The organism is Streptomyces sp. NPDC002742, assembly GCF_042888885.1.
Taxonomy (GTDB): Bacteria; Actinomycetota; Actinomycetes; order Streptomycetales; family Streptomycetaceae; genus Streptomyces.
This window is the reverse complement of the sequence record NZ_JBIAQF010000011.1, coordinates 162,989-184,429: the sequence shown is the minus strand read 5'-3', so window position 1 is coordinate 184,429 and position 21,441 is coordinate 162,989. Positions and strand designations below refer to the sequence as shown.

At 71.6% G+C, this 21,441-nt stretch carries 19 protein-coding genes and 1 pseudogene; 18 read left to right on the top strand and 2 right to left on the bottom strand.

Annotated elements, in window-relative coordinates; all coding sequences use genetic code 11:
• The first annotated feature begins 16 nt into the window (after nt 1-16).
• The gene (locus tag ACFYW8_RS21530) at nt 17-1,351 is read left to right on the top strand and encodes a glutamate-1-semialdehyde 2,1-aminomutase (protein WP_389077907.1); all 1,335 of its coding nucleotides are present in this window, start codon (nt 17-19) and stop codon (nt 1,349-1,351) included.
• Between the two features lie 7 nt (nt 1,352-1,358).
• On the opposite strand, the gene ACFYW8_RS21525 is transcribed toward ACFYW8_RS21530, so the two are convergent.
• Nucleotides 1,359-2,039, bottom strand: coding sequence for a phosphatase PAP2 family protein (locus tag ACFYW8_RS21525; protein ID WP_389077903.1), 681 nt, complete (start codon nt 2,037-2,039; stop codon nt 1,359-1,361).
• 149 nt (nt 2,040-2,188) lie between these two features.
• Here ACFYW8_RS21525 and ACFYW8_RS21520 point away from each other — a divergent pair, with 149 nt between their 5' ends.
• The 10 genes and pseudogenes from ACFYW8_RS21520 (at nt 2,189) to ACFYW8_RS21475 (ending at nt 14,169) form a co-directional block, all read left to right on the top strand.
• A complete protein-coding gene (locus ACFYW8_RS21520; RefSeq protein WP_389077898.1) occupies nt 2,189-2,329 on the top strand; it encodes a hypothetical protein in 141 nt (46 codons plus the stop codon).
• Nucleotides 2,330-2,879: 550 nt separating this feature from the next.
• The gene (locus ACFYW8_RS21515; RefSeq protein ID WP_389077894.1) at nt 2,880-6,179 is read left to right on the top strand and encodes a S8 family serine peptidase; all 3,300 of its coding nucleotides are present in this window, start codon (nt 2,880-2,882) and stop codon (nt 6,177-6,179) included.
• Between the two features lie 321 nt (nt 6,180-6,500).
• Nucleotides 6,501-7,583, top strand: coding sequence for a hydrogenase expression protein HypE (locus ACFYW8_RS21510; RefSeq protein WP_389077891.1), 1,083 nt, complete (start codon nt 6,501-6,503; stop codon nt 7,581-7,583).
• A gap of 50 nt (nt 7,584-7,633) precedes the next feature.
• A complete protein-coding gene (locus ACFYW8_RS21505; protein WP_389077888.1) occupies nt 7,634-9,415 on the top strand; it encodes a nickel-dependent hydrogenase large subunit in 1,782 nt (593 codons plus the stop codon).
• A gap of 110 nt (nt 9,416-9,525) precedes the next feature.
• Nucleotides 9,526-10,437: a NifU family protein gene (locus ACFYW8_RS21500; RefSeq protein ID WP_389077883.1), complete on the top strand. Its 912-nt coding sequence runs from the start codon at nt 9,526-9,528 to the stop codon at nt 10,435-10,437.
• Nucleotides 10,434-11,039 (top strand): annotated as a pseudogene (locus tag ACFYW8_RS21495) (DUF5947 family protein); the annotation flags it as partial. The gene ACFYW8_RS21500 and the pseudogene ACFYW8_RS21495, both read left to right, overlap by 4 nt.
• A gap of 368 nt (nt 11,040-11,407) precedes the next feature.
• Nucleotides 11,408-12,052, top strand: coding sequence for a DUF6084 family protein (locus tag ACFYW8_RS21490; protein WP_365870526.1), 645 nt, complete (start codon nt 11,408-11,410; stop codon nt 12,050-12,052).
• Nucleotide 12,053: 1 nt separating this feature from the next.
• Nucleotides 12,054-13,487 carry a hypothetical protein gene (locus tag ACFYW8_RS21485; RefSeq protein WP_389077877.1) on the top strand — a complete coding sequence of 478 codons (1,434 nt, stop codon included), beginning with the start codon at nt 12,054-12,056 and terminating at the stop codon, nt 13,485-13,487.
• Nucleotides 13,484-14,047, top strand: coding sequence for a hydrogenase maturation protease (locus ACFYW8_RS21480; RefSeq protein ID WP_389077873.1), 564 nt, complete (start codon nt 13,484-13,486; stop codon nt 14,045-14,047). The genes ACFYW8_RS21485 and ACFYW8_RS21480 overlap by 4 nt, the downstream gene beginning before the upstream one ends.
• 17 nt (nt 14,048-14,064) lie before the next feature.
• Complete coding sequence (locus tag ACFYW8_RS21475) at nt 14,065-14,169, top strand: DUF6893 family small protein (protein WP_376453418.1); 105 nt, start codon at nt 14,065-14,067, stop codon at nt 14,167-14,169.
• On the opposite strand, the gene ACFYW8_RS21470 is transcribed toward ACFYW8_RS21475, so the two are convergent.
• Nucleotides 14,145-14,609, bottom strand: coding sequence for a helix-turn-helix transcriptional regulator (locus tag ACFYW8_RS21470; protein ID WP_365870529.1), 465 nt, complete (start codon nt 14,607-14,609; stop codon nt 14,145-14,147). The two genes, ACFYW8_RS21475 and ACFYW8_RS21470, sit on opposite strands and share 25 nt — an antisense overlap.
• Nucleotides 14,610-14,673: 64 nt before the next feature.
• Here ACFYW8_RS21470 and ACFYW8_RS21465 point away from each other — a divergent pair, with 64 nt between their 5' ends.
• From ACFYW8_RS21465 to ACFYW8_RS21435, 7 genes are all read left to right on the top strand, one after another.
• Nucleotides 14,674-15,111 carry a hydrogenase maturation nickel metallochaperone HypA gene (locus ACFYW8_RS21465; RefSeq protein WP_389077865.1) on the top strand — a complete coding sequence of 146 codons (438 nt, stop codon included), beginning with the start codon at nt 14,674-14,676 and terminating at the stop codon, nt 15,109-15,111.
• On the top strand, nt 15,095-15,940 hold the full coding sequence (gene hypB / locus ACFYW8_RS21460; RefSeq protein ID WP_389077861.1) for a hydrogenase nickel incorporation protein HypB: 846 nt from the start codon (nt 15,095-15,097) through the stop codon (nt 15,938-15,940). The genes ACFYW8_RS21465 and hypB overlap by 17 nt, the downstream gene beginning before the upstream one ends.
• Entirely contained in the window at nt 15,937-18,297 is a 2,361-nt protein-coding gene (hypF, locus tag ACFYW8_RS21455; RefSeq protein WP_389077858.1) for a carbamoyltransferase HypF, read from the top strand. Before hypB ends, hypF begins: the two co-directional genes overlap by 4 nt.
• A 38-nt stretch (nt 18,298-18,335) precedes the next feature.
• Nucleotides 18,336-18,674, top strand: coding sequence for a HypC/HybG/HupF family hydrogenase formation chaperone (locus ACFYW8_RS21450; protein ID WP_103550655.1), 339 nt, complete (start codon nt 18,336-18,338; stop codon nt 18,672-18,674).
• Nucleotides 18,671-19,789 carry a hydrogenase formation protein HypD gene (hypD, locus tag ACFYW8_RS21445; protein ID WP_389077854.1) on the top strand — a complete coding sequence of 373 codons (1,119 nt, stop codon included), beginning with the start codon at nt 18,671-18,673 and terminating at the stop codon, nt 19,787-19,789. The genes ACFYW8_RS21450 and hypD overlap by 4 nt, the downstream gene beginning before the upstream one ends.
• Before the next feature lie 73 nt (nt 19,790-19,862).
• Complete coding sequence (hypE, locus tag ACFYW8_RS21440) at nt 19,863-20,852, top strand: hydrogenase expression/formation protein HypE (protein ID WP_389078408.1); 990 nt, start codon at nt 19,863-19,865, stop codon at nt 20,850-20,852.
• Between the two features lie 204 nt (nt 20,853-21,056).
• On the top strand, nt 21,057-21,413 hold the full coding sequence (locus ACFYW8_RS21435) for a DUF779 domain-containing protein (protein ID WP_389077850.1): 357 nt from the start codon (nt 21,057-21,059) through the stop codon (nt 21,411-21,413).
• The last annotated feature ends 28 nt before the right edge of the window (nt 21,414-21,441 follow it).

The following is a 21,441-nucleotide window of genomic DNA, read 5'->3' as shown; positions in this document are numbered from 1 at the left end:
GAAAGTTGAGGCCGGCGTGCCAACCGAAGACACCCAAGAACTCCTCCTGCCCCGCTCGCGGACCGCGAACGAACGGCTGCACGCCATGATCCCCGGGGGCGCGCACACCTACGCCAAGGGCGACGACCAGTACCCCGACAATCTGGCCCCGGTCATCAGCCACGGCCGCGGTGCCCACGTGTGGGACATCGACGGCAACCGCTACATCGAGTACGGCTCCGGCCTGCGGTCGGTCAGCCTCGGCCACGCCCACCCACGCGTGATCGAGGCGGTGCGGCGGGAACTCGACCGCGGCAGCAACTTCGTCCGGCCGTCCATCGTGGAGGTCGAAGCCGCGGAGCGCTTCCTGGCCACGGTACCTACGGCCGAGATGGTGAAGTTCGCGAAGAACGGCTCCGACGCCACCACCGCCGCGGTGCGCCTCGCCCGCGCCGCCACCGGACGCCCTCGGGTGGCCCTCTGCGCCGACCATCCGTTCTTCTCCGTGGACGACTGGTTCATCGGCACCACGCCGATGTCCGCCGGTGTCCCGGCGGCGACCAACGAGCTCACCGTGACGTTCCCCTACGGGGACCTGGCCGCCACGGAGGAGCTGCTCACCCGCTACCACGACGAGGTCGCCTGCCTGATCCTCGAACCCGCCACCCACACCGAGCCGCCGCCCGGGTACCTCGCCGGGCTGCGCGAGCTGGCCGACCGGCACGGCTGCGTACTGGTCTTCGATGAGATGATCACCGGCTTCCGCTGGTCCGAGGCGGGCGCCCAGGGCCTGTACGGCGTCGTCCCCGACCTCTCCACGTTCGGCAAGGCGCTGGGCAACGGGTTCGCCGTCTCCGCGCTGGCCGGGCGCCGCGACCTGATGGAGCTCGGCGGGCTGCGTCACTCCGGCGACCGGGTGTTCCTGCTGTCCACCACGCACGGTGCGGAAACGCACTCCCTGGCGGCCGCGATGGCCGTGCAGAGCACGTACGTCGAAGAGGGCGTCACCGCGCGGCTGCACGCCCTCGGCGAGCGGCTGGCCGCCGGTGTCCGCGAAGCGGCGGCCGCCATGGGCGTCGGTGACCACGTCGTCGTCCGGGGCCGGGCCAGCAACCTGGTCTTCACCACCCTCGACGAGCACCGGCAGCCCTCACAGGAGTACCGCACCCTGTTCCTGCGCCGGCTCCTCGCGGGCGGGGTGCTGGCCCCGTCGTTCGTGGTGAGCAGCGCGCTCGGCGACGCCGACATCGATCACACCGTCGACGTCGTGGCCCAGGCGTGCGCCGTGTACCGGAAGGCGCTGGACGCCGCCGACCCCAGCCCCTGGCTGGCCGGACGACCCGTGAAGCCCGTGTTCCGCCGCTCGGCGTGACGTGACGTCAGCGACGCTCCCGCCGACCGGCGTCGGCCGTCCGGCCCACCAGCCGGTCGGCCGTTCGGTCGACCAGCCACGCGGTCGCCGGTATCACCGCCAGCGCGGTGCACCAGCCGCCGAGGGCGTCGGTCGGGTAGTGCGCGCCCAGGACGACCTGCGCCCAGCCCATGGCGGTGCCGGCAACCAGGGCCGCGGCGAGCACGAGTGACGTTCCGGCCGTCCTGCCGAGGCCGAGCCGACCGGTCGCGAGCAACGCCACCGCGAGAGCGAGGGCGGTGGCGAAGGCGGTGTGCCCGCTCGGGTAGGACAGGTTCCCGCCGTGGATGGTGCGTCCCACCAGGGACTTGAGCAGTGTCGCCGTCCCCACGGTCAGACCGACGCCGACGAGGACGAGCACCGCCGCGCGAGGGCGCCGAAGCAACAGGCAGCCCGTCACGGTGGCCACGACCAGCGTCGCCGCTCCCACGGGCTCCCCCAAGAAGTCCATGGCCAGAGCGATGTGCCGCCACCGCGGCCCCACACCGTCCACCGCCGCCCAGATCCGCGCGTCCGCCGTGCCGGGCCTGCTGTCGTCGGCGTACAGGACCCCGAGCACGGCGACCACCAGTGCGGCGAGGACCGCGGCCGGCCCGAGCCACACGCGCAGCGGCGGGGGCAGCGCCGCGGGCGCCGGCCGGCCGGTCACCGGCCCACCGCGTCCGGTCGGGCTGCGGCGAGCTCCGGGCTGCGGTCGCGGGCATCCGCCACAGCACCGGCGGAAGCGCGCACTTCACCACCGGGGTCGACCGCGCCGCGACCTCCTGCTCGGCGGCGGTCGAGTTGAACACCCCGCTCATGACCGGGACAGGGAAGAGCCCGCACCACGAGCCCCCCGTCTGCTCCGGCTGGGTCCGCCCGGGAGCCATCAGCCCGCGCGGCCCCGAACGCACCCGTCTGTCCATCACCCCGGCCAAGGACATCGGAACCAGTCCCTGATCGCCACCCTAGCCAACAACACGGCCGCGGCCGGCCCCGGCGGGGAATTCCACGTGTCGACGCCCGCGAATTCTGGTTCTGGACCGTCCTTCCGCGCCGGAGTCACGGACCTTCACCCAAGCCGCGCCGGCCGCGATCGTGACGCGTCGTGGACAAGACCTCCTGCGGGTCTCGACTTGGGCCCGCGGCACGTCGGCCGGCCGTACCGCGCACTGTGCCGCTCGCGGTCGATCACGACCACGCGAGAGGTGGAACGCCACGGAGACGAGGGCCCGGCACGACCGTGAACCGGGCAGCCGCGGCCCGCCTCAACGCCACGATTCCCAAAGTTGTCCTGAAGTCACGTCCTCGATTCTTCACTCCTGTCTCACTGTTGATCACCTGTTCCTCACATCACATACTGCGCTGACCAGCGAGGGCTGTTCCGCCCGCGGCCGGAAACGACCACTCGCCTTCATCCCGAGCTCCTGGGGGAGACTTGCGCCCAACAGTGAAGAGAGCACGCGTCTTAACCGTCACAGCGGCCACGTCGGTGGCCCTCGTGGCAGGCATGACCGGCCCCACGACAGCGATCGGGGCGACCAGGACGACCGCGCCGAACACCACACGCTTCGGCGGCGACCAGCGGATCCAGCTCATCACGGGCGACCGTGTGGTGGTCGGCGCCAAGGGCCGGATGGTGGGCTTCGAGCCCGCCAAGGGCCGTGAGCGCATACCCGTACAGGTGCAGCGCATCAAGGACCACACGCTGGTGGTGCCCAGCGACGCGCAGCGCCTCATCGCCACGGGGAAGCTGGACCAGCGGCTGTTCGACATCGGCGAGCTCACCGACCCGCTGCTGCGCAAGAGCCAGCGCGACGGGCTCAAGCTGATCGTGCAGTACGACGGGGGCGCCGACGCCGCACGGGCCGAGGTGCGTTCGGCCGGTGACACCCAGCTGCGGCGCGCGTTCCCCGCCATCGACGCCGACGCCATCCGTACGTCGCGGGACGACGTGGCCAAGGTGTGGGAGGCGCTGACCGACCGGCGGAAGAGCGGCGTGCGCGCCACCGCCTCCGGCATCAACAAGGTCTGGCTGGACGGGGTACGCAGGGCGAGCCTGGACCGCAGCGTCAAGCAGATCGGCGCCGACAAGGCGTGGGAGGCCGGGTACGACGGCACCGGCGTCAAGATCGCCGTCCTCGACACCGGCGTCGACAAGACCCATGAAGACCTGAAGACCCAGGTCATCGAGGAGAAGAACTTCTCCGGCTCACCCGACACGGTGGACCACGTCGGGCACGGCACGCACGTCGCCTCGATCGCCGCCGGAACCGGTGCCGAGTCGGGCGGCAAGTACAAGGGCGTCGCACCGGGTGCCGAGGTGATGAGCGGCAAGGTCCTCAACGACGAGGGATACGGGGACGACTCCGCCATCATCGCGGGCATGGAGTGGGCTGCCGACGAGGGCGCGGACGTGGTCAACCTCAGCCTGGGCGGCTCGGACTCCCCGGGCGTCGACCCGATCGAGGAGGAGGTCGACAGGCTGTCCGCCGAGAAGGGGGTCCTGTTCGCCGTCGCGGCGGGCAACGACGGCGAGTACGGCGAGTCGACGGTGGGCTCGCCGGGCAGCGCGGACGCCGCGCTGACCGTCGGCGCCGTCGACAAGGACGACAAGCTGGCGTCCTTCTCCAGCACCGGGCCGCGCGTCGGTGACGGCGCCGTGAAGCCGGACCTGACCGCCCCCGGCGTCGCCATCACCGCGGCCGCCGCCTCCGGCAGCCAGTTCGACACCGACCCCGGTATCCCGCACACGGCCCCCGGCTACCTGCGGCTCGACGGCACCTCCATGGCCACCCCGCACGTCGCGGGGGCGGCGGCGATCCTCAAGCAGCAGCACCCGACCTGGAAGGCGGCCGAGCTCAAGGGCGCGCTGATCGCGTCGGCCAAGGGCGGCGACTACACCGTCTTCCAGCAGGGCTCGGGCCGCGTCCAGGTCGACAAGGCGCTGACCCAGAACGTGATCGCCGATCCGGTCTCGCTGAACTTCGGCGTCGCGCAGTGGCCGCACACCGACGACCAGCCCCTCACTCAGAAGATCGGCTACCGCAACCTCGGGAGCAGCGACGTCACCCTCGACCTGTCGGTGTCCGCGCTGGACCCGACGGGAAAGCCGGCCCCGGCCGGGTTCTTCGCGCTCGGCACCACCCGGGTGACCGTGCCCGCCGGCGGCAGGACCGACGTCGACCTGACCGCCGACACCAGGATCGGTGACGCCGACGGCACCTACTCGGGCTACGTCACCGCCATCGGCGCGGGCCAGTCCGTCCGCACGGCCGCGACGGCCGTCCGCGAGGCGGAGTCCTACGACGTCACGCTCAGGACCATCGACCGCGACGGCACCGACGCGCGGAACTTCTCCAACAGTCTGATCGGCGTCGCCGGCCCCGCCAAGGGCTTCCAGGTCCGTATCGGCAACGAGCCGGGCACACACAAGATCCGCGTACCCAAGGGCTCGTACACGTTCGACACGGCCGTCTACCAGGACCCCTCGGACTTCACCAAGGGCACCGACTGGATCGCGCAGCCGAAGCTGGACATCTCCGGCGACACCACGGTCACCGCCGACGCGCGCACCGCCGAACCGGTGGACATCACCGTGCCCGGCCTCGACACGGTGGACTACGGGGGGACCTACTACGAGCGCGCGACCGAGATCGGCCGCGTCGGCAGCGGCTGGGTGCTCAGGGGGTTCACCGGCTTCCGCACCGCGCACCTGGGTCCGGCCGTCACGGACGGCTCGCTCCTGCAGACCTGGGACGCCCACTTCGTCAAGGACGCCACCACTCAGTACTCGGTGGCCTACGGCGGCAAGACGCAGGAGGTCGCGACCGGCTACACCAAGCACGTGAAGGCGGACGAGCTGGCGACGCTCAAGGTTCACGTCGGTGCCTCCGCTGCCGGAAAGACCGCTCTGGCTTCCCCGTTCCCCCATCTGCCGGGTGCGCCGGAGGGCAACGGGTTCACGGCGCCACAGGCGGCCCCCGGCACGCGCACCTTCTACGTCTCCACTGCCGACGGCGTCAAGTGGCTGACCAAGGTCGATCAGCTGGGCGAGCCCGACAAGTGGGGCTACCCGGCCTTCGACGCAGGCTACGAGATGGCCGCGCCGAAGCGCTACGAGGCCGGCAGGACGTACCGCGAGAAGTTCAACACCGGCGTGTTCGGTCCGCTTCTGGGCGAGAACATGGGTGTCTTCCGCACCGCGCCCGACCCGGCCACGGGCGAGCAGCAACTCATCGGCTCCCTGCCGCTCTTCGCCGACGGCAAGGGCCACGTGGGTTTCTCGACGTACACCTCGGCCACGTCGGCGCTGTACCGCGACGGCGTCAAGGTCGGCGAGAACGACGACGCGCTGAGCGGCGCGAAGCCCTTCACCGTTGACTCCGCCGACGCCGAATACCGGCTGACGACCTCCGTCGAGCGCTCGGCGAAGATCGCCTCGGTCTCCACCCGCATCGACGCCGGCTTCACGTTCCGCTCCAAGGAGGTCTCGGCCACCACGGCGCTGCCGGTGTCCACGGTCCGCTTCGCGGCCCCCGTCGACCTCGCCTCGCGCGCCCCGGCGGGCGCGTCGGTCCAGGTCCCGGTGACCGTGCAAGGCTCGGCGGCCGGGAAGAACCTCAAGTCGCTCGTCGTGTCGGTGAGTTACGACGACGGAACGACCTGGCAGCCCGTGCAGGTCGAGGGCGGCAGGATCTCCGTGCGGAACCCGGCGAAGGACAAGGGCATCTCGTTCCTCGCCGACGTCACGGACAAGCAGGGCAACGAGTCGACGCTGACGATCCACAACGCCTACTACGGCAAGTGATGTCGCCCCGGTGACGCGTTTCGCGTGACGCCGACGTGCCGGAAAGCGTTCAAGGACGCTTTCCGGCTTTCCGGCATTCCGGCACGTCGGCGACTGCGCTCGACGGTCGGCCGGTGTCCGGCGCATACCCCGGTGGGGTGCCGCCGTGCCTGGCCCGCGGGTCCGGACGGTGAGGGCGCCGCCCCCGCGGCCCGCCCGCCGCGACAGTGCGCGCGGGCGATAGGGCCGGTTCGCACTTACCGCGCCCCCTCCTGGGCGGTAACCATGAGAAAGGCCGTTTGGCCATTTATGACCTGAATGAGCTGATTCCCAGGAGGGCTCATGAACGCCCCGACCGCGACGACGGCCGACGCCGCCGCGCAGGACGAAGCGCAGGACGACCCGACCGTCCACATTCTCTGGATCAACGCGGGGCTGAGCTGCGACGGGGACTCGGTCTCGCTGACCGCCGCGACCCAGCCGAGCATCGAGGAGCTGGCGCTCGGTGCGCTGCCGGGACTGCCCAAGGTGGCGGTCCACTGGCCCCTGATCGACTTCGAGTGCGGGCCCGTACAGGGCGCCGACAATTTCGTCGAGTGGTTCTTCAAGGCCGACCGGGGCGAGCTGGAGCCCTTCGTGCTGGTCGTCGAGGGATCCATCCCGAACGAGCGGGTCAAGCCGGAGGGCTACTGGTGCGGCTTCGGGGACGATCCGGAGACGGGTCAGCCGATCACCACCAGTGAATGGCTCGACCGGCTCACGCCCAAGGCGCTCGCCGTGGTCGCCATCGGGACCTGTGCGACGTACGGCGGCATCCACGCGATGGCCGGCAATCCGACCGGCGCGATGGGGGTGCCGGACTACCTGGGCTGGGAGTGGAAGTCCAAGGCGGGCATTCCGATCGTCTGCATCCCGGGCTGCCCCGTGCACCCGGACAACGCCTCCGAGACCCTGCTCTACCTGCTGTACCAGGCGGCGGGCGCCGCGCCCATGATCCCGCTGGACGAGGAGCTGCGGCCGACCTGGCTGTTCGGTGCCACGGTGCACGAGGGCTGCGACCGTGCCGGTTACTACGAGCAGGGACAGTTCGCCACCGAGTACGGATCGCCGGAGTGCCTGGTCAAGCTCGGGTGCTGGGGTCCGGTGGTGAAGTGCAACGTGCCCAAGCGCGGCTGGATCAACGGCGTGGGCGGCTGCCCGAACGTCGGGGGCATCTGCATCGCCTGCACCATGCCGGGCTTCCCCGACAAGTTCATGCCGTTCATGGACGAGCCGCCGGGCGGCCATGTGTCCGCGACGGCGAGCAGTATCTACGGATCCGTCATACGGCGGCTGCGGAACATCACCGCGAAGACCCTCGACAAGGAACCGAAGTGGCGCGGCAAGGGCGAGGAGCTCACGACCGGCTACAAGGCCCCGTGGTGACCACGGTTACCCGCTGAGCAGGACACTCGACAGGAAGGTGGCGCGGCACCATGGCGACGGCGACGAACAAGCCGGCCGGTGACGGCCTCACGGAGATGTCGTGGGACCCGATCACCCGCATCGTGGGCAGTCTCGGCATCCACACCAAGATCGACTTCAAGGCGAAGCGGGTCGCGGAGTGCTACAGCACCTCGTCCGTCTTCCGCGGGTACAGCGTGTTCATGCGCGGCAAGGACCCGCGTGACGCGCACTTCATCACCAGCCGGATCTGCGGCATCTGCGGCGACAACCACGCGACCTGCTCGGTCTACGCCCAGAACATGGCGTACGGCGTGGCACCCCCGCACCTCGGCGAGTGGATCATCAACCTCGGCGAGGCCGCGGAGTACATGTTCGACCACAACATCTTCCAGGAGAACCTGGTGGGTGTGGACTACTGCGAGCGGATGGTCCGCGAGACCAACCCCGGCGTGCTCGAACTCGCCGAGCGCACCGAGGCCCCGCACGCGGCCGACCACGGCTACCGCACGATCGCCGACATCATGCGTTCGCTCAACCCGCTGGAGGGCGAGTTCTACCGTGAGGCGCTCCAGGTGAGCCGCTACACACGGGAGATGTTCTGTCTGATGGAGGGCCGCCATGTGCACCCCTCCACGCTCTACCCGGGCGGTGTCGGCACGGTAGCGACCATCCAGCTCTTCACCGACTACCTGACCCGGCTCACCCGCTACGTGGAGTTCATGAAGCGGGTCGTCCCGCTCCACGACGACCTCTTCGACTTCTTCTACGAGGCGCTGCCCGGGTACGAGGAAGTGGGCAGGCGCCGGGTGCTGCTGGGGTGCTGGGGCGCGCTGAACGACCCGGAGTACTGCGACTTCCAGTACGCCAACATGGAGAACTGGGGCCGGCGGATGTTCGTCACCCCGGGTGTCATCGTGGACGGCAAGCTCGTCACCAACAGCCTCGTCGACATCAACCTCGGCATCCGCATCCTGCTCGGCAGTTCGTACTACGAGGACTGGTCGGGCATGGAGAAGTTCGTCGAACGGGACCCGCTCGGGAACCCCGTCGACGAACGGCACCCCTGGAACCAGCACACCATCCCGGCCCCGCAGAAGCGGGACTTCGACGACAAGTACAGCTGGGTGATGTCGCCGCGCTGGTTCGACGGCACCGACCATCTGGCGCTGGACACCGGCGGCGGTCCGATCGCCCGGCTGTGGTCCACGGCGCTGTCCGGGCTCGTCGACATCGGCTACATCAAGGCCACCGGGCACAGCGTGCAGATCAACCTGCCGCGCACGATGACCAAGCCGGAGATGGCGCTGGAGTGGAAGATCCCGCAGTGGAGCAACGCCCTCGAACGCAACCGGGCCCGCACCTACTTCCAGGCGTACGCCGCCGCGGCCGCCCTCCACTTCGCCGAGCGGGCGATGGAGGAGGTGCGCGCCGGACGCACCCAGACCTGGGAGAAGTTCGACGTGCCGGACGAGTCGATCGGCTGCGGCTTCACCGAGGCGGTCCGGGGTGTGCTCTCGCACCACATGGTGATCAGGGACGGCAAGATCGCCAACTACCACCCGTACCCGCCGACCCCGTGGAACGGCAGTGTGCGCGACAGCTACGGCACGCCGGGCCCGTACGAGGACGCGGTGCAGAACACCCCCATCTTCGAGGAGAACCCGCCCGAGAACTTCAAGGGCATCGACATCATGCGGGCCGTCCGCAGCTTCGACCCGTGTCTGCCGTGCGGCGTGCACATGTACGTCGGTGGCGGGAAGACCGTCGAGCAGACGCACATGCCGACCGGGCTCAGCGGACTGGCGGTCTGACCCTCCCCAGGATCCGACCTTCCCCAGATCCGGCCTTCCCCAGGATCTGGACGTTCCCCAGGATCTGACCTCCCGCAGGATCTGACCTTTCTCAGGAGAGGGGCTTGCCGATGGCCGGACAGGAGACGGGCGAGCGGATAGGCGCGCTGCTCGACGAGCTGGCGCAGCAGGCGGGACCGGAGGCGCGCGACACCGCGGACGAACTCGTGCGCTGCCTCATGGAGTTCTACGGCGAGGGCCTGGCCCGGACCGTACGCCTGCTGCGCTCCGCACCGGACCGCGCGGATCCCCTCGCCGTCCTCACCGCCGACGAACTGGTCAGCGATCTGCTGATCCTGCACGATCTGCATCCCGAGGACACCGCGACCCGGGTGGGCCGCGCCCTCGACAAGGTCCGCCCCTACCTCGGCTCGCACGCCGGCGACGTCGAGGTCGCCGGGCTCGACCTGGAGGCGGCCGACGGTCCGACACTGCGGCTCAAACTGCGCGGGAGCTGCGACGGCTGTCCCTCCTCCACCCAGACCGTGCGCTGGACCATCGAGGAGGCGGTCGCCCGGATCGCCCCCGAGGTCGAACACATCGAGGTCGAGGGGATGGCCGAGGAGAGCCCGCAGCCGGCGCTGCTCCAGATCCTGCCGCACCGTCCGGACGACGCTGCGGGCGAGGCGGCGCCGTCAGCGGAGCCCGGGGATCCGGCGCGCTGGTACACCCTCGGCGCGCACGCCCTGCCGGCGGGCGACCGGGCAACGGGGGTCACCGAGGTCGCCGGCCGCACCCTGCTGCTGGTCCGGCTGCCGGGCCAGCTCTACGCCTACCGCGACCGCTGCCCGGTCTGCGCGGCGAGCCTCGCTCCGGCGGCCCTGGACGGCGAGTCGCTGCGGTGCGCGGGCTGCGCCGCCGAGTTCGACGTGCATCGGGCGGGCCGGGGCGAACAGGGCCACCTGGAGCCCGTACCGCTGCTGGAGGAGGACGGGTCGGTGCGGGTGGCACTGCCCGGCGAGCTGCTGGGGGCGGGGCCATGACCACCGACGTCCTCAAGCAGTTCACCCGTAGGCCGCCGCCCGAGGGCGAACGCTGCGACCTGTGCGGGGAGCCGCTGCCCGCCGCGCACCGGCATCTCGTCGACACCTCCCGACGGTCCCTCAAATGCGCCTGTCCGCCCTGCCATCTGCTCTTCACCCGGCCGGGCGCGGGGCAGGGCCGCTTCCGTGCCGTCCCGGACCGGTATCTCACCGATCCCGGGTTCGAGCTGGACGAGGCGGACTGGAACCGGCTGCAGATCCCGGTCGCGCTCGCCTTCTTCTTCCGCAACTCCGAGCTCGACCGGCTCGCGGCCTTCTATCCGAGCCCGGCGGGCGCCACCGAGAGCGAACTCGACCCTCTGACGTGGGACGCGGTGCTCGGGCGCAGCCGGCTCGCGGAGCTGCTGGAGCCCGATGTGGAGGCGCTGCTGCTGCACCGCGGCCGGGGCGGCTCGGTGACGTGCACGCTCGTCCCGGTCGACGTCTGCTACGAGTTGGTCGGCCGGATGCGGCTGCACTGGAAGGGCTTCGACGGCGGTGCCGAGGCACGCGCGGACATCGCCGAGTTCTTCGAGCGGATCACGGCGGCCGCCCGGCCGCTGGACCCCGAACCCGGACCCACCGGCGCATCGACGCACCCCGGGGCCTCCTCCGCGTCGACGCACCCCGGGCCCCCCACCGCACCGCCGGAACGCGAGAACCCCGTCGCACCGGCGGAGGGCGGGCACTCGGCCAGGTCGACGGAATCCGAGGCCCTGGCCGCGCCGGCGGAGAGCGAGGACTCCGCCGCACTGGCGCAAGCCGGTCTCGCCACCGCACCCGCGGAACGTGGGACGCCCGCCGCAGCGGCGGAAGCCGGGCCCTCCCCCGCATGGGCGGAATCCGAGACCCCCGCCGCGCCGGCGGAAGGCGGTGTCTCCGCGGCTCCTGGGGAGTCCGCCGGACCGGCCAGGCACCCCGGGGGCGCCCCGTGACCGATCTCCAGTTCACCTGCACCGGTGTGCGCCCCGAGCCGTACGGGGCCGGGCCCACGCTGTTGTTCGGGCTGCGCATCGAGGAGGCCGACCACCAGCCGGTGCACGCCCTCGCGCTGCGCTGCCAGATCCGTATCGAGCCCGCCGGGCGGACCTACGAACCGGAGGAGGTCGGCATGCTGGGCGACCTGTTCGGCGAGCCGAGCCGCTGGAGCAGCACGCTCAAGCCGTTGCAGTTCGCCCACGCCTCCATCACCGTCCCGGGGTTCACCGGTTCGACGGAGGTCGATCTGCCGGTGCCCTGCACCTACGACACGGAGGTCGCGTCCGCGTCGTACTTCCGGGCACTGTCCCGCGGCGAGGTCCCACTGCTGCTGCTCTTCTCCGGCACGGTGTTCACCGGCCGGGACGGCTTCCGGGCCGAGCCGGTGCCGTGGCACAAGGAGACGTCGTACCGGATGCCGGTGGACGTGTGGCGGAACATGATCGAGCAGTACTTCCCCAACTCGGGCTGGCTGCGCGTCCGGCTGGACGTGCTTGACGCCCTGCGCCGCTACCGCTCCTCGCGCGCCCTGCCGTCCTGGGAGCGGGTCTTCGACGAACTCCTCGCCGGCGCCGACGCGAAGAAGGGGGCCGACTGAGATGAGCAATCCCCTGGAGAACCGCTTCGAGCAGGCCCGCACGATCGCGGACACCGTCCTGTTCGAGGGGTACGTCCTCTACCCCTACCGCGCCTCGGCCGCGAAGAACCAACTGCGCTGGCAGTTCGGCGTTCTGGTGCCCCCCGCCTGGACCGCCACGACCGGAGAGCACTCCGTCCAGCGCACCGAGTGCCTGCTGGAGCCGCGCGACGGCGACCGGCTCCACGCCGAACTGCGCTTCCTGCACGTGCGGCGGCGCACGGTCGAACGGCTCGACGCCGACGGCGGCTACACGGAGGTACCGGAACTGGAGCTTCCCGACCGGGTGTTGGTGCCGTGGGACGAGGGGCACGAGGAACGCGTCCTGATCCATGAGACGTTCGCCGAGCTGATGGGCGATCAGGCCGCCGCCCACGCCGTACGGTTCGACCTGCCGGACGCCGTCGAGTACGAGCCGGTGGCCGACGCCGAGGGCCGGACACTGGGCCGTCTGGTGCGGCGCAGGAAGCGTCTGACGGGCGAACTGCGCCCGCGCGTCGAGGAGTTGCCGGGGCCCTACCGGGTGCTGCGGCTCACGGTGAGCGTGCACAACACCACCACCGCCCCGGAGGGCGCGGGCACCGACCGCGAGACCGCCCTCGCGCACAGCCTGATCGGTACCCATCTGTTGCTCGGTGTGCCCGGGGGACGCTTCCTGTCGCTGACCGACCCGCCCGAGTGGGCCCGCCCGGCAGCGGCGAGCTGTCGCAACGACCACACCTGGCCCGTACTCGCGGGCCCGCCCGGCACGGACGACGTCATGCTGTCCTCGCCGATCATCCTGGAGGACCACCCCGCCGTCGCCGAGGAGAGCCCGGGGCCCCTCTACGACGCCACCGAGATCGACGAGATCCTCTCGCTGCGCACGGCCGCGCTCACCGAACGGGAGAAGCGCGAGGCGCGCGGCACGGACGCCCGCGCCGCCGGGGTCATCGACCTGGTCGACGACATGCCGGAGGCGGTCCGCGAACGGCTGCACGGGGCGATCCGGGGGCTGCGCGAGATCACCGGCGAGGACCTCACGGGCGAGCCGCTCCCCGCTGCTCCCGACACCGGGCTGAGTCTGCCTCAGGGCCCCGGACACCCCTGGTGGGACCCGGCGCAGGACGCCGAAGCCACCGAGGTGCCGGGCGTCGTCGTCATCGACGGCGAGACCGTACGGGCCGGCAGCCGGGTCCTGCTGACCCCCGGCGCCCGCCGCTCCGACGCCCAGGACGCCTTCCTCCGCGGCCGGCACGCCACGGTCGAGGCCGTGGTCGGCGACCTGGACGGCGAGACGCATCTCGCCGTCGTCGTGGACGACGATCCCGGCACCGACGTACGCCGCGCCCAGGGCCGCTTCCTGTACTTCAAGCCCGACGAGGTGACCCCGCTGAGGGAGGAGGAGGCGACATGACGACCGGACCTGATCGCACCGAGGCGTCCGGCACCGGCGGGCCGGACGGGACCCGCCGTGTCCTGGTCGCCGGAGTCGGCAACGTGTTCCTCCAGGACGACGGGTTCGGGGTGGAGACCGTACGGCGGCTCACCGTCCGCACGCCCGAACTGCCGCCCGCCGTCGAGCTGATGGACGCCGGCATCCGCGGGGTGCATCTGGCCTACCGGCTGCTGGAGGGCTACCGGACCCTCGTGCTGGTGGACACCGTCAGCCGCGGAGGGCCGCCGGGCACGCTCTACACGATCGACGTGGGCCCCGAACCCCCCGCGGCACGGCCCGAGCCGGGGCCGCTGGACACGCACGCCATGGACCCGGCCACCGTGCTGGCCCTGCTGCACGATCTGCACGCCGGCGCGGGCGGCACCCTCCCCGAGGAGGTGTACGTCATCGGCTGCGAACCCCGCGACACGGACGAGGGGATGGGGCTGTCACCCCCGGTGGCCGATGCCGTGGAGGCCGCCGCCGACCTGGTGCTCGACCTGGTACACCGCGCTACCTCTGTATCCCGGAGGAGCTGACCGCGATGGAGGCAAGGATGGAATGGCAATGGGTGGGCCTGGCCGCGGGCCTCGTAGTGGCCTACGGAGTCGCGAGGAACCTGTCGGACATCCGCCGCTACTTGCGCATGCGGCGCATGTGATCCGGCGGCCGCGCATGATCCGGTGGACGCGGGCCGGCGCCGGGCCCCGCGCCCTCGCGCCGGCCCGCGCGGCCACCGACGTCCTCGAGCTGCACGTAGCGTTCGAGGAAGAGATGCAGGGTGCCGTGGAGTTCACCCAGGCGGACGAACCACAGGGCGAGGTTCATCGCGCCCTGCTGGGTGATCGCGTAGACGCGGCGCGCGGGACCGCTCTCCGAGGCGTGCCAGTGCGAGGTGACCTCACCGCCGCTCTCCATGCCCCGCAGCAGCCGGTACACATGCGCCTGGTCCGCGTCGCCGCAGCCGAAAGCGCCCAGGCGCTGCACCAGTTCGTAGCCATGACCTTGGCGTTCGGCCAGCAACAGGAGCAGCACCGGGGTGAGCAGAGCGCGTCGCTCGACCTCATGCCCGGTCATCGTCTTCTCAGAGTAACCAGGCATGCGCGCGCCCCACATCCGGGCGCCGCGGCGTCCGCCGGCTGCTCGGCGGCGGGAGGTGAGCACCGTGCATGAGCTGTCCATCGCCGTGGCGGTCGTCGAACAGGTCGAGGAGGCCGTGCGGGAACAGGGCCGCGCGGTCGCGTCGCTGACCTTGCGGATCGGCGAACTGGCGGGAGTGGTGCCCGAGGCGCTGGACTTCTCGTTCGGGCTGGCGACGGAGGGCACCGCGCTGGCGGGGGCCCGTCTGCTGATCGAGACTGTCGATGCGCGGGGCCGCTGCGACGGCTGCGGGCGCGAGGCGCCGACCGGGATGCCTCCGGTGCTGTGGTGCGCCGATTGCGGGGCCACCCTGACCCTGCTCAGCGGCCGGGAACTGGAGATCGTCCGGGTGACGCTGAGCGACGGGCCCCCGGACGGGAAGAGCGCGGGCGACGGGCCACGGGCCGCGCCGTCCGGGCTGCCGGTACGCGACGAGGAGGCGAGCCATGTGCCGCACCGTTGACCTGCATCAGGCCGTGCTCGCCAAGAACGACGAGAACGCGCTGGCCCTGCGGGGCTATCTGGGTGACCGCGGCACGGTGGCGGTCAATCTGCTGTCGAGTCCGGGCAGCGGCAAGACGGCCCTGCTCGAACGGCTGTTGGCGCGCGCCGTCGAGGTCGGTACCCCGGCCGCCGCCGTCACCGCCGACCTGGCGACCGAGAACGACGCGACCCGGCTGGCCCGCTCCGGCGCCCCGGTGCAACAGATCCTCACCGACGGGCTGTGCCATCTGGAGGCGGGCATGCTCCGGCGGCGGCTGGAGGGCTGGCTGCCCGAGGGCACCCGGCTGCTGTTCGTCGAGAACGTCGGCAATCTGGTCTGCCCCGCCTCCTACGACCTCGGGGAGACCCTGCGCATCGCGCTCGCGTCGGTGACCGAGGGCGAGGACAAGCCGGTCAAGTACCCGGCGGCCTTCGGACTCGCGCACCTGGTCGTGATCACCAAGACCGACATCGCGGACGCCGTCGGCTTCGACCGGGAGGCGTTCCTGCGGGGGGTCCAGCAGGTCAATCCCGGGGTGCCGGTCCTGGACACCTCGGCCCGCACCGGTCAGGGTGTCGACGCGCTGCTGGCCCACGTCCTGCGCTGCGCGGCCGGTGACGAGAGGCACGTACCGGTCCTGGCGCGGCAGCACGAGCGATACCTGCACAGCCACGAGAACGGCCACGAACACCCGCATGCCGACGGGCACGAGGGCGCGGACGGGCACCCGCACCCCGACGGGCATCCGCATGCGCGGGAAGCCGGGGCCGGCCCGAGCCGGGAACAGGCGCAGGGGCATCCGCGGTGAAGCGAACCCCGGGGCGCGAGCGCAGGCACATCACCGTCACGGGGGTCGTCCAGGGAGTGGGGTTCCGCCCCTTCGTGTACACCCTCGCGGAGGAGCTCGGGCTGACCGGCTGGGTCACCAACAACGCGCGGGGCGTCGAGGCCGAGGTGGAGGGCCCGGCCGCCGACGTGGCGGCGTTCTGCGCGCGGATCGGTACGCGGCCGCCGCCGCTCGCGGTCGTCGAATCGGTCGAACACCGTGCCGTGCCCCTGGAGAACGGCGGCTCGGTGTTCACCATCCGCCCCTCCTCCGGCGGGCCGGGACGCACGCTCGTCTCCCCCGACACCGCCACCTGCGACGCCTGTCTGAGCGAACTCGCGGACCCCGCCGACCGGCGGTACCGTCACCCGTTCATCACCTGCACGCACTGCGGACCGCGGTTCACCATCGTGACCTCGCTGCCGTACGACCGGGACAGCACCACCATGGCGGGGTTCCCCATGTGCGCGGACTGCGCCCGTGAGTACGCGGACCCGGCCGACCGGCGCTTCCACGCCCAGCCGATCGCCTGCCCCGCCTGCGGTCCCCGGCTCACCCTGCGCACCGGGCCGGACGATCCGGGCGAGCTGTGCGACGGGCAGGCGATCGCCGAGGCCCGTCGGCTGCTGGCCGAGGGCGCCGTGGTGGCGGTCAAGGGGATCGGCGGCTACCACCTGGCGTGCGACGCGGGGGATCCCGCGGCCGTGCGCACGCTGCGCAAGCGCAAGAACCGCGGCGGCAAGCCTTTCGCGGTGCTGGCCGGCTCGCTGGAGACCGTCCGGCGGCTGGCCCATGTCGGCCCGGTGGAACGGGAGTTGCTCCTCGGGCCGCGCAAGCCGGTGGTCCTGCTGCGGCGGCGGGCGAGCGCCGGTGGCGAGCTCGCGGCGGGGGTCGCTCCGGGCAGCCCCGACCTCGGCTTCATGCTCCCGTACACGCCGGTGCACCGGCTGCTGCTCGGTCTGCCCGGAGATCCGCCGGGGCCGGCCGTCCTCGTCATGACCAGCGGAAACCGCTCGGGCGAGCCCATCGTCACGGACGACGACGAGGCACTGACCCGGCTGGCGGGGCTCGCCGACGCCTGGCTCGCCCACGACCGGCCCGTCCATGTGCCCTGCGACGACTCGGTGGTCCGGGTGTGCGCGGGCGCCGAGCTTCCGGTGCGCCGGTCGCGCGGCTACGCGCCCTTCCCGATCGCGCTGCCGGTGCCGGTGGTCCCGGCGCTGGCCGTGGGCGGGGACCTCAAGAACACCTTCTGCGCCGGGGACGGCCGTTACGCCTGGCTGTCCGCGCACGTCGGGGACATGGACGACCTGGCCACCCTGACCGCCTTCGAGCGGGCGACCGGCCATCTGACGGACCTCACCGCCGTCGCACCGCGCCTGTTGGTCGCCGACCGGCATCCCGGCTATCGCGCCACCCAGTGGGCGCGGCGCGCCGCCGAGGCCCGCGGCCTGACGCTGCGCCAGGTGCAGCACCACCACGCCCATGTCGCCTCGGCGATGGCCGAGCACGGTCTGGACGGTTCGGCGCCGGTGATCGGGGTCGCCTTCGACGGGACCGGTTACGGCGACGACGGTGCCGTGTGGGGCGGTGAGGTGCTGCTCGCCGACTACGACGGATACCGGCGGTTCGCCCATCTGGGCTATGTGCCGCTGCCGGGCGGCGACGCGGCCGTACGCAACCCGTACCGGATGGCGCTGTCGCATCTGCGGGCGGCGGGACTGCCCTGGCGGGACGAGCTGCCGTGCGCGGCGGCCGCCACTCCCGAGGAGCGGAGGCTGCTCGGACGGCAGCTGGAACGGGGCCTCAACTGCGTTCCCACGTCCAGCATGGGACGCCTTTTCGACGCGGTGTCCTCGCTCGCGGGGGTCTGCCACCGGGTGGAGTACGAGGCGCAGGCGGCGATGGAGCTGGAGAGCGCGGCGCTGGACGACCTGGCGGGCCCGCTCGCCGACGACGAGCGGAACGACGCGTACCGGTTCATGCTGAGAGCGGTCCGTCAGGACCCCGAGGCGCCGCTGATCGCCGATCCGGCGCCGGTCCTGGCCGCCGCCGTCGCGGACGTCCGGGCCGGTGTCACGGCCGGGCCGGTGGCACGTCGGTTCCATCGGGCAGTGGTCGACCTGGTCCTGGAGGTGTGCACGGTGGCACGAGCAAGGACCGGCATCCGCACGGTCGCCCTCAGCGGCGGGGTGTTCTGCAACGCCCTGCTCACCGAGGGCTGCGGCGCCGTCCTGGAACGGGACGGCTTCACCGTACTGAGGCACCACCGGGTTCCCCCCAACGACGGCGGTCTGGCCCTCGGGCAACTGATCGTCGCCGCCCGAGCACGGGACTAGCGCGCGACGGAAGCGTTGGCGCGAGTCAGGAGCGAGTCATGTGTCTGGCCGTACCCGGCCGAGTGCTGGAGATCGAGGAACGCGACGCGACGCGGATGGCCAAGGTGGACTTCGGCGGTGTCGTCAAGGACGTGTGTCTGGAGTACGTGCCGGACATGAAGGTCGGCGACTACGCCATCGTCCACGTGGGATTCGCGTTGCAGCGACTGGACGAGGAGTCCGCGAAGCAGACCCTGGAGCTCTTCGAGAACCTCGGGGTGCTGGAGGAGGAGTTCGGCGACGCCTGGGGCAGGGCCGCCCGGGACGCCGGCGCCGAACGCCCCGCAGGAACCGGACTCCCGCCCCTGGAGGGCGCCGAGAAGGAGGCGCGGTCATGAAGTACCTGGACGAGTTCAGCGACCCGGTCCTCGCCAAGCGGCTCTTCGACGACATCAGGGCGGTCACCACCCGGCCCTGGTCGATCATGGAGGTCTGCGGCGGCCAGACGCACTCGATCATCCGCCATGGCATCGACCAACTCCTCCCCGAGGAGATCGAGTTGATCCACGGGCCGGGCTGCCCGGTCTGTGTGACCCCGCTGGAGATCATCGACAAGGCGCTGGAGATCGCCTCCCGTCCGGACGTGATCTTCTGCTCCTTCGGCGACATGCTGCGCGTGCCCGGCAGCGGACGGGACCTGTTCAAGGTCAAGAGCGAGGGCGCGGACGTCCGCGTCGTCTACTCGCCGCTGGACGCGCTGAAGATCGCGCAGGAGAACCCCGACCGCCAGGTCGTGTTCTTCGGCATCGGCTTCGAGACCACGGCGCCGCCCAACGCGATGACCGTCTATCAGGCCAAGAAGCTGGGCATCGCCAACTTCAGCCTGCTGGTCTCGCACGTCAAGGTGCCCCCGGCCATCGACGCGATCATGAACTCGCCGGACTGCCGGGTGCAGGCGTTCCTCGCCGCCGGGCACGTCTGCACGGTGATGGGCATGGCCGAGTATCCCGAACTCGCCGAGCGGCACCGGGTGCCGATCGTGGTGACGGGCTTCGAGCCGCTCGACATCCTGGAGGGCATCCGCCGCGCGGTGCGGCAACTGGAGGCCGGACAGCACACCGTGGAGAACGCCTACCCGCGCGCGGTACAGCCCGAGGGAAGCCCGGCGGCCCGCGCCATGCTCTCCGACGTCTTCGAGGTGACCGACCGGGCCTGGCGCGGGATCGGCATGATCCCGCTGAGCGGCTGGCGGCTGTCGCCGAAGTACCGCGAGTTCGACGCCGAGCACCGCTTCTCGGTGACCGGCATCGAGACCGAGGAGTCGACCGTCTGCCGCAGCGGCGAGGTGCTCCAGGGCCTCATCAAGCCGCACGAGTGCGCCGCGTTCGGCAAGGAGTGCACCCCGCGCAATCCGCTGGGCGCGACCATGGTCTCCAGCGAGGGCGCGTGCGCCGCCTACTACCTCTACCGGCGGCTGGAGACCCCGGACAAGGAGGCGAGCTCCGTTGGCTGACTCCGCCTACGCTCCCGCCGACTTCTCCTCCTGGACCTGCCCGGCGCCGCTGCGCGACCACGACAGGATCGTCATGGGGCACGGCGGTGGCGGCACTCTCTCCGCGGAACTGGTCGAGCACCTGTTCGCGCCCGCCTTCGGCAGCGATGTGCTCGCCGAGCTCGGCGACTCCGCGCATCTGCTGATGGGCGGCGCCCGGCTCGCCTTCTCCACGGACTCCTTCGTCGTACGGCCGCTGTTCTTCCCCGGCGGCAGCATCGGGGACCTCGCGGTCAACGGCACGGTCAACGACCTGGCCATGGCGGGGGCCGTACCGGCCTACCTCTCCTGCGGGTTCATCCTGGAGGAGGGCGTCGAGCTCTCCGTCGTGGGACGCGTGGCCGAGGCGCTGGGCGAGGCGGCCAGGACGGCCGGCGTGGTGATCGCGACCGGCGACACGAAGGTCGTCGACGCGGGCCACGGCGACGGCATCTTCATCAACACCGCCGGGATCGGCCTGATCCCGGACGGCGTCGACATCCGCCCGCAGCGCGCGGCACCCGGTGACGTGGTGCTGGTCAGCGGGCCGATCGGCGTGCACGGGGTGGCCATCATGAGCGTCCGGGAGGGCCTGGAGTTCGGCGTCGAGATCCAGAGCGACACCGCGTCGCTCGCCGGTCTGGTCGCGGACATGCTGGCCGTCTGCCCCGACCTCCATGTGCTGCGCGACCCGACCCGCGGCGGTCTGGCCACCTCCCTGAACGAGATCGCCGCGGCGGCGCGGGTCGGCATCGCGCTCGACGAGCGCTCCCTGCCCGTCCCGGAGACGGTCGCCAACGCCTGCGCCTTCCTCGGCCTCGACCCGCTGTACGTGGCCAACGAGGGCAAGCTGGTGGCGTTCGTCGCGGCCGAGCACGCCGACGCCGTGCTCGCCGCGATGCGCGCCCACCCGCTGGGCAAGGAGTCCGTGGCGATCGGCCGCTGCGTCCCCGAGCACCCCGGCATGGTGGTCGCGGCCACCGGCCTGGGCGGCACCCGGGTGGTGGACATGCCGCTCGGTGAGCAGCTCCCGCGCATCTGCTGATCCACCGCGTACGCGCCCACGGCGATGGCTGACACCCCGTCGGCCGGCACGAGCGCTCCCGAGGCCGGTCCTCGGTGACGACCCGCATCACGCGGGCGTCACCGGGGGCCGGTCTCTTCCTTCGCCCGGCGGGTGCAACCCTCTCGCAACGTCCGGGATGGTCGGCTGATCCGTGAGAGCCGTGACATCCGAGAGGGAGAACCGATGGACGCCGTCCCGCGCGTGGAGCTGATGCCCGCGGCCGCCGAGCTGCTGCGGCGACTGCGCACCCAGCACGGACCGCTGATGTTCCATCAGTCGGGCGGCTGCTGCGACGGCAGCGCGCCCATGTGCTATCCGGAGGGCGAGTTCCGCACCGGCGGCTCCGACGTGCTGCTGGCCGAGCTGGAGGTCGAGGGCGTCGACGAGCCGATCAACTTCTGGATCTCGAAGAGCCAGTACGAGCTGTGGAGTCATACGCGCCTGATCGTGGACGTCGTGCCGGGCCGGGGCAGCGGCTTCTCCCTCGAAGCACCCGAAGGAGTGCGTTTTCTGATCCGTTCCCGCGTCGTCGGCGCCTAGCCACCGGCCCGGGTACCAACCTCTGGTG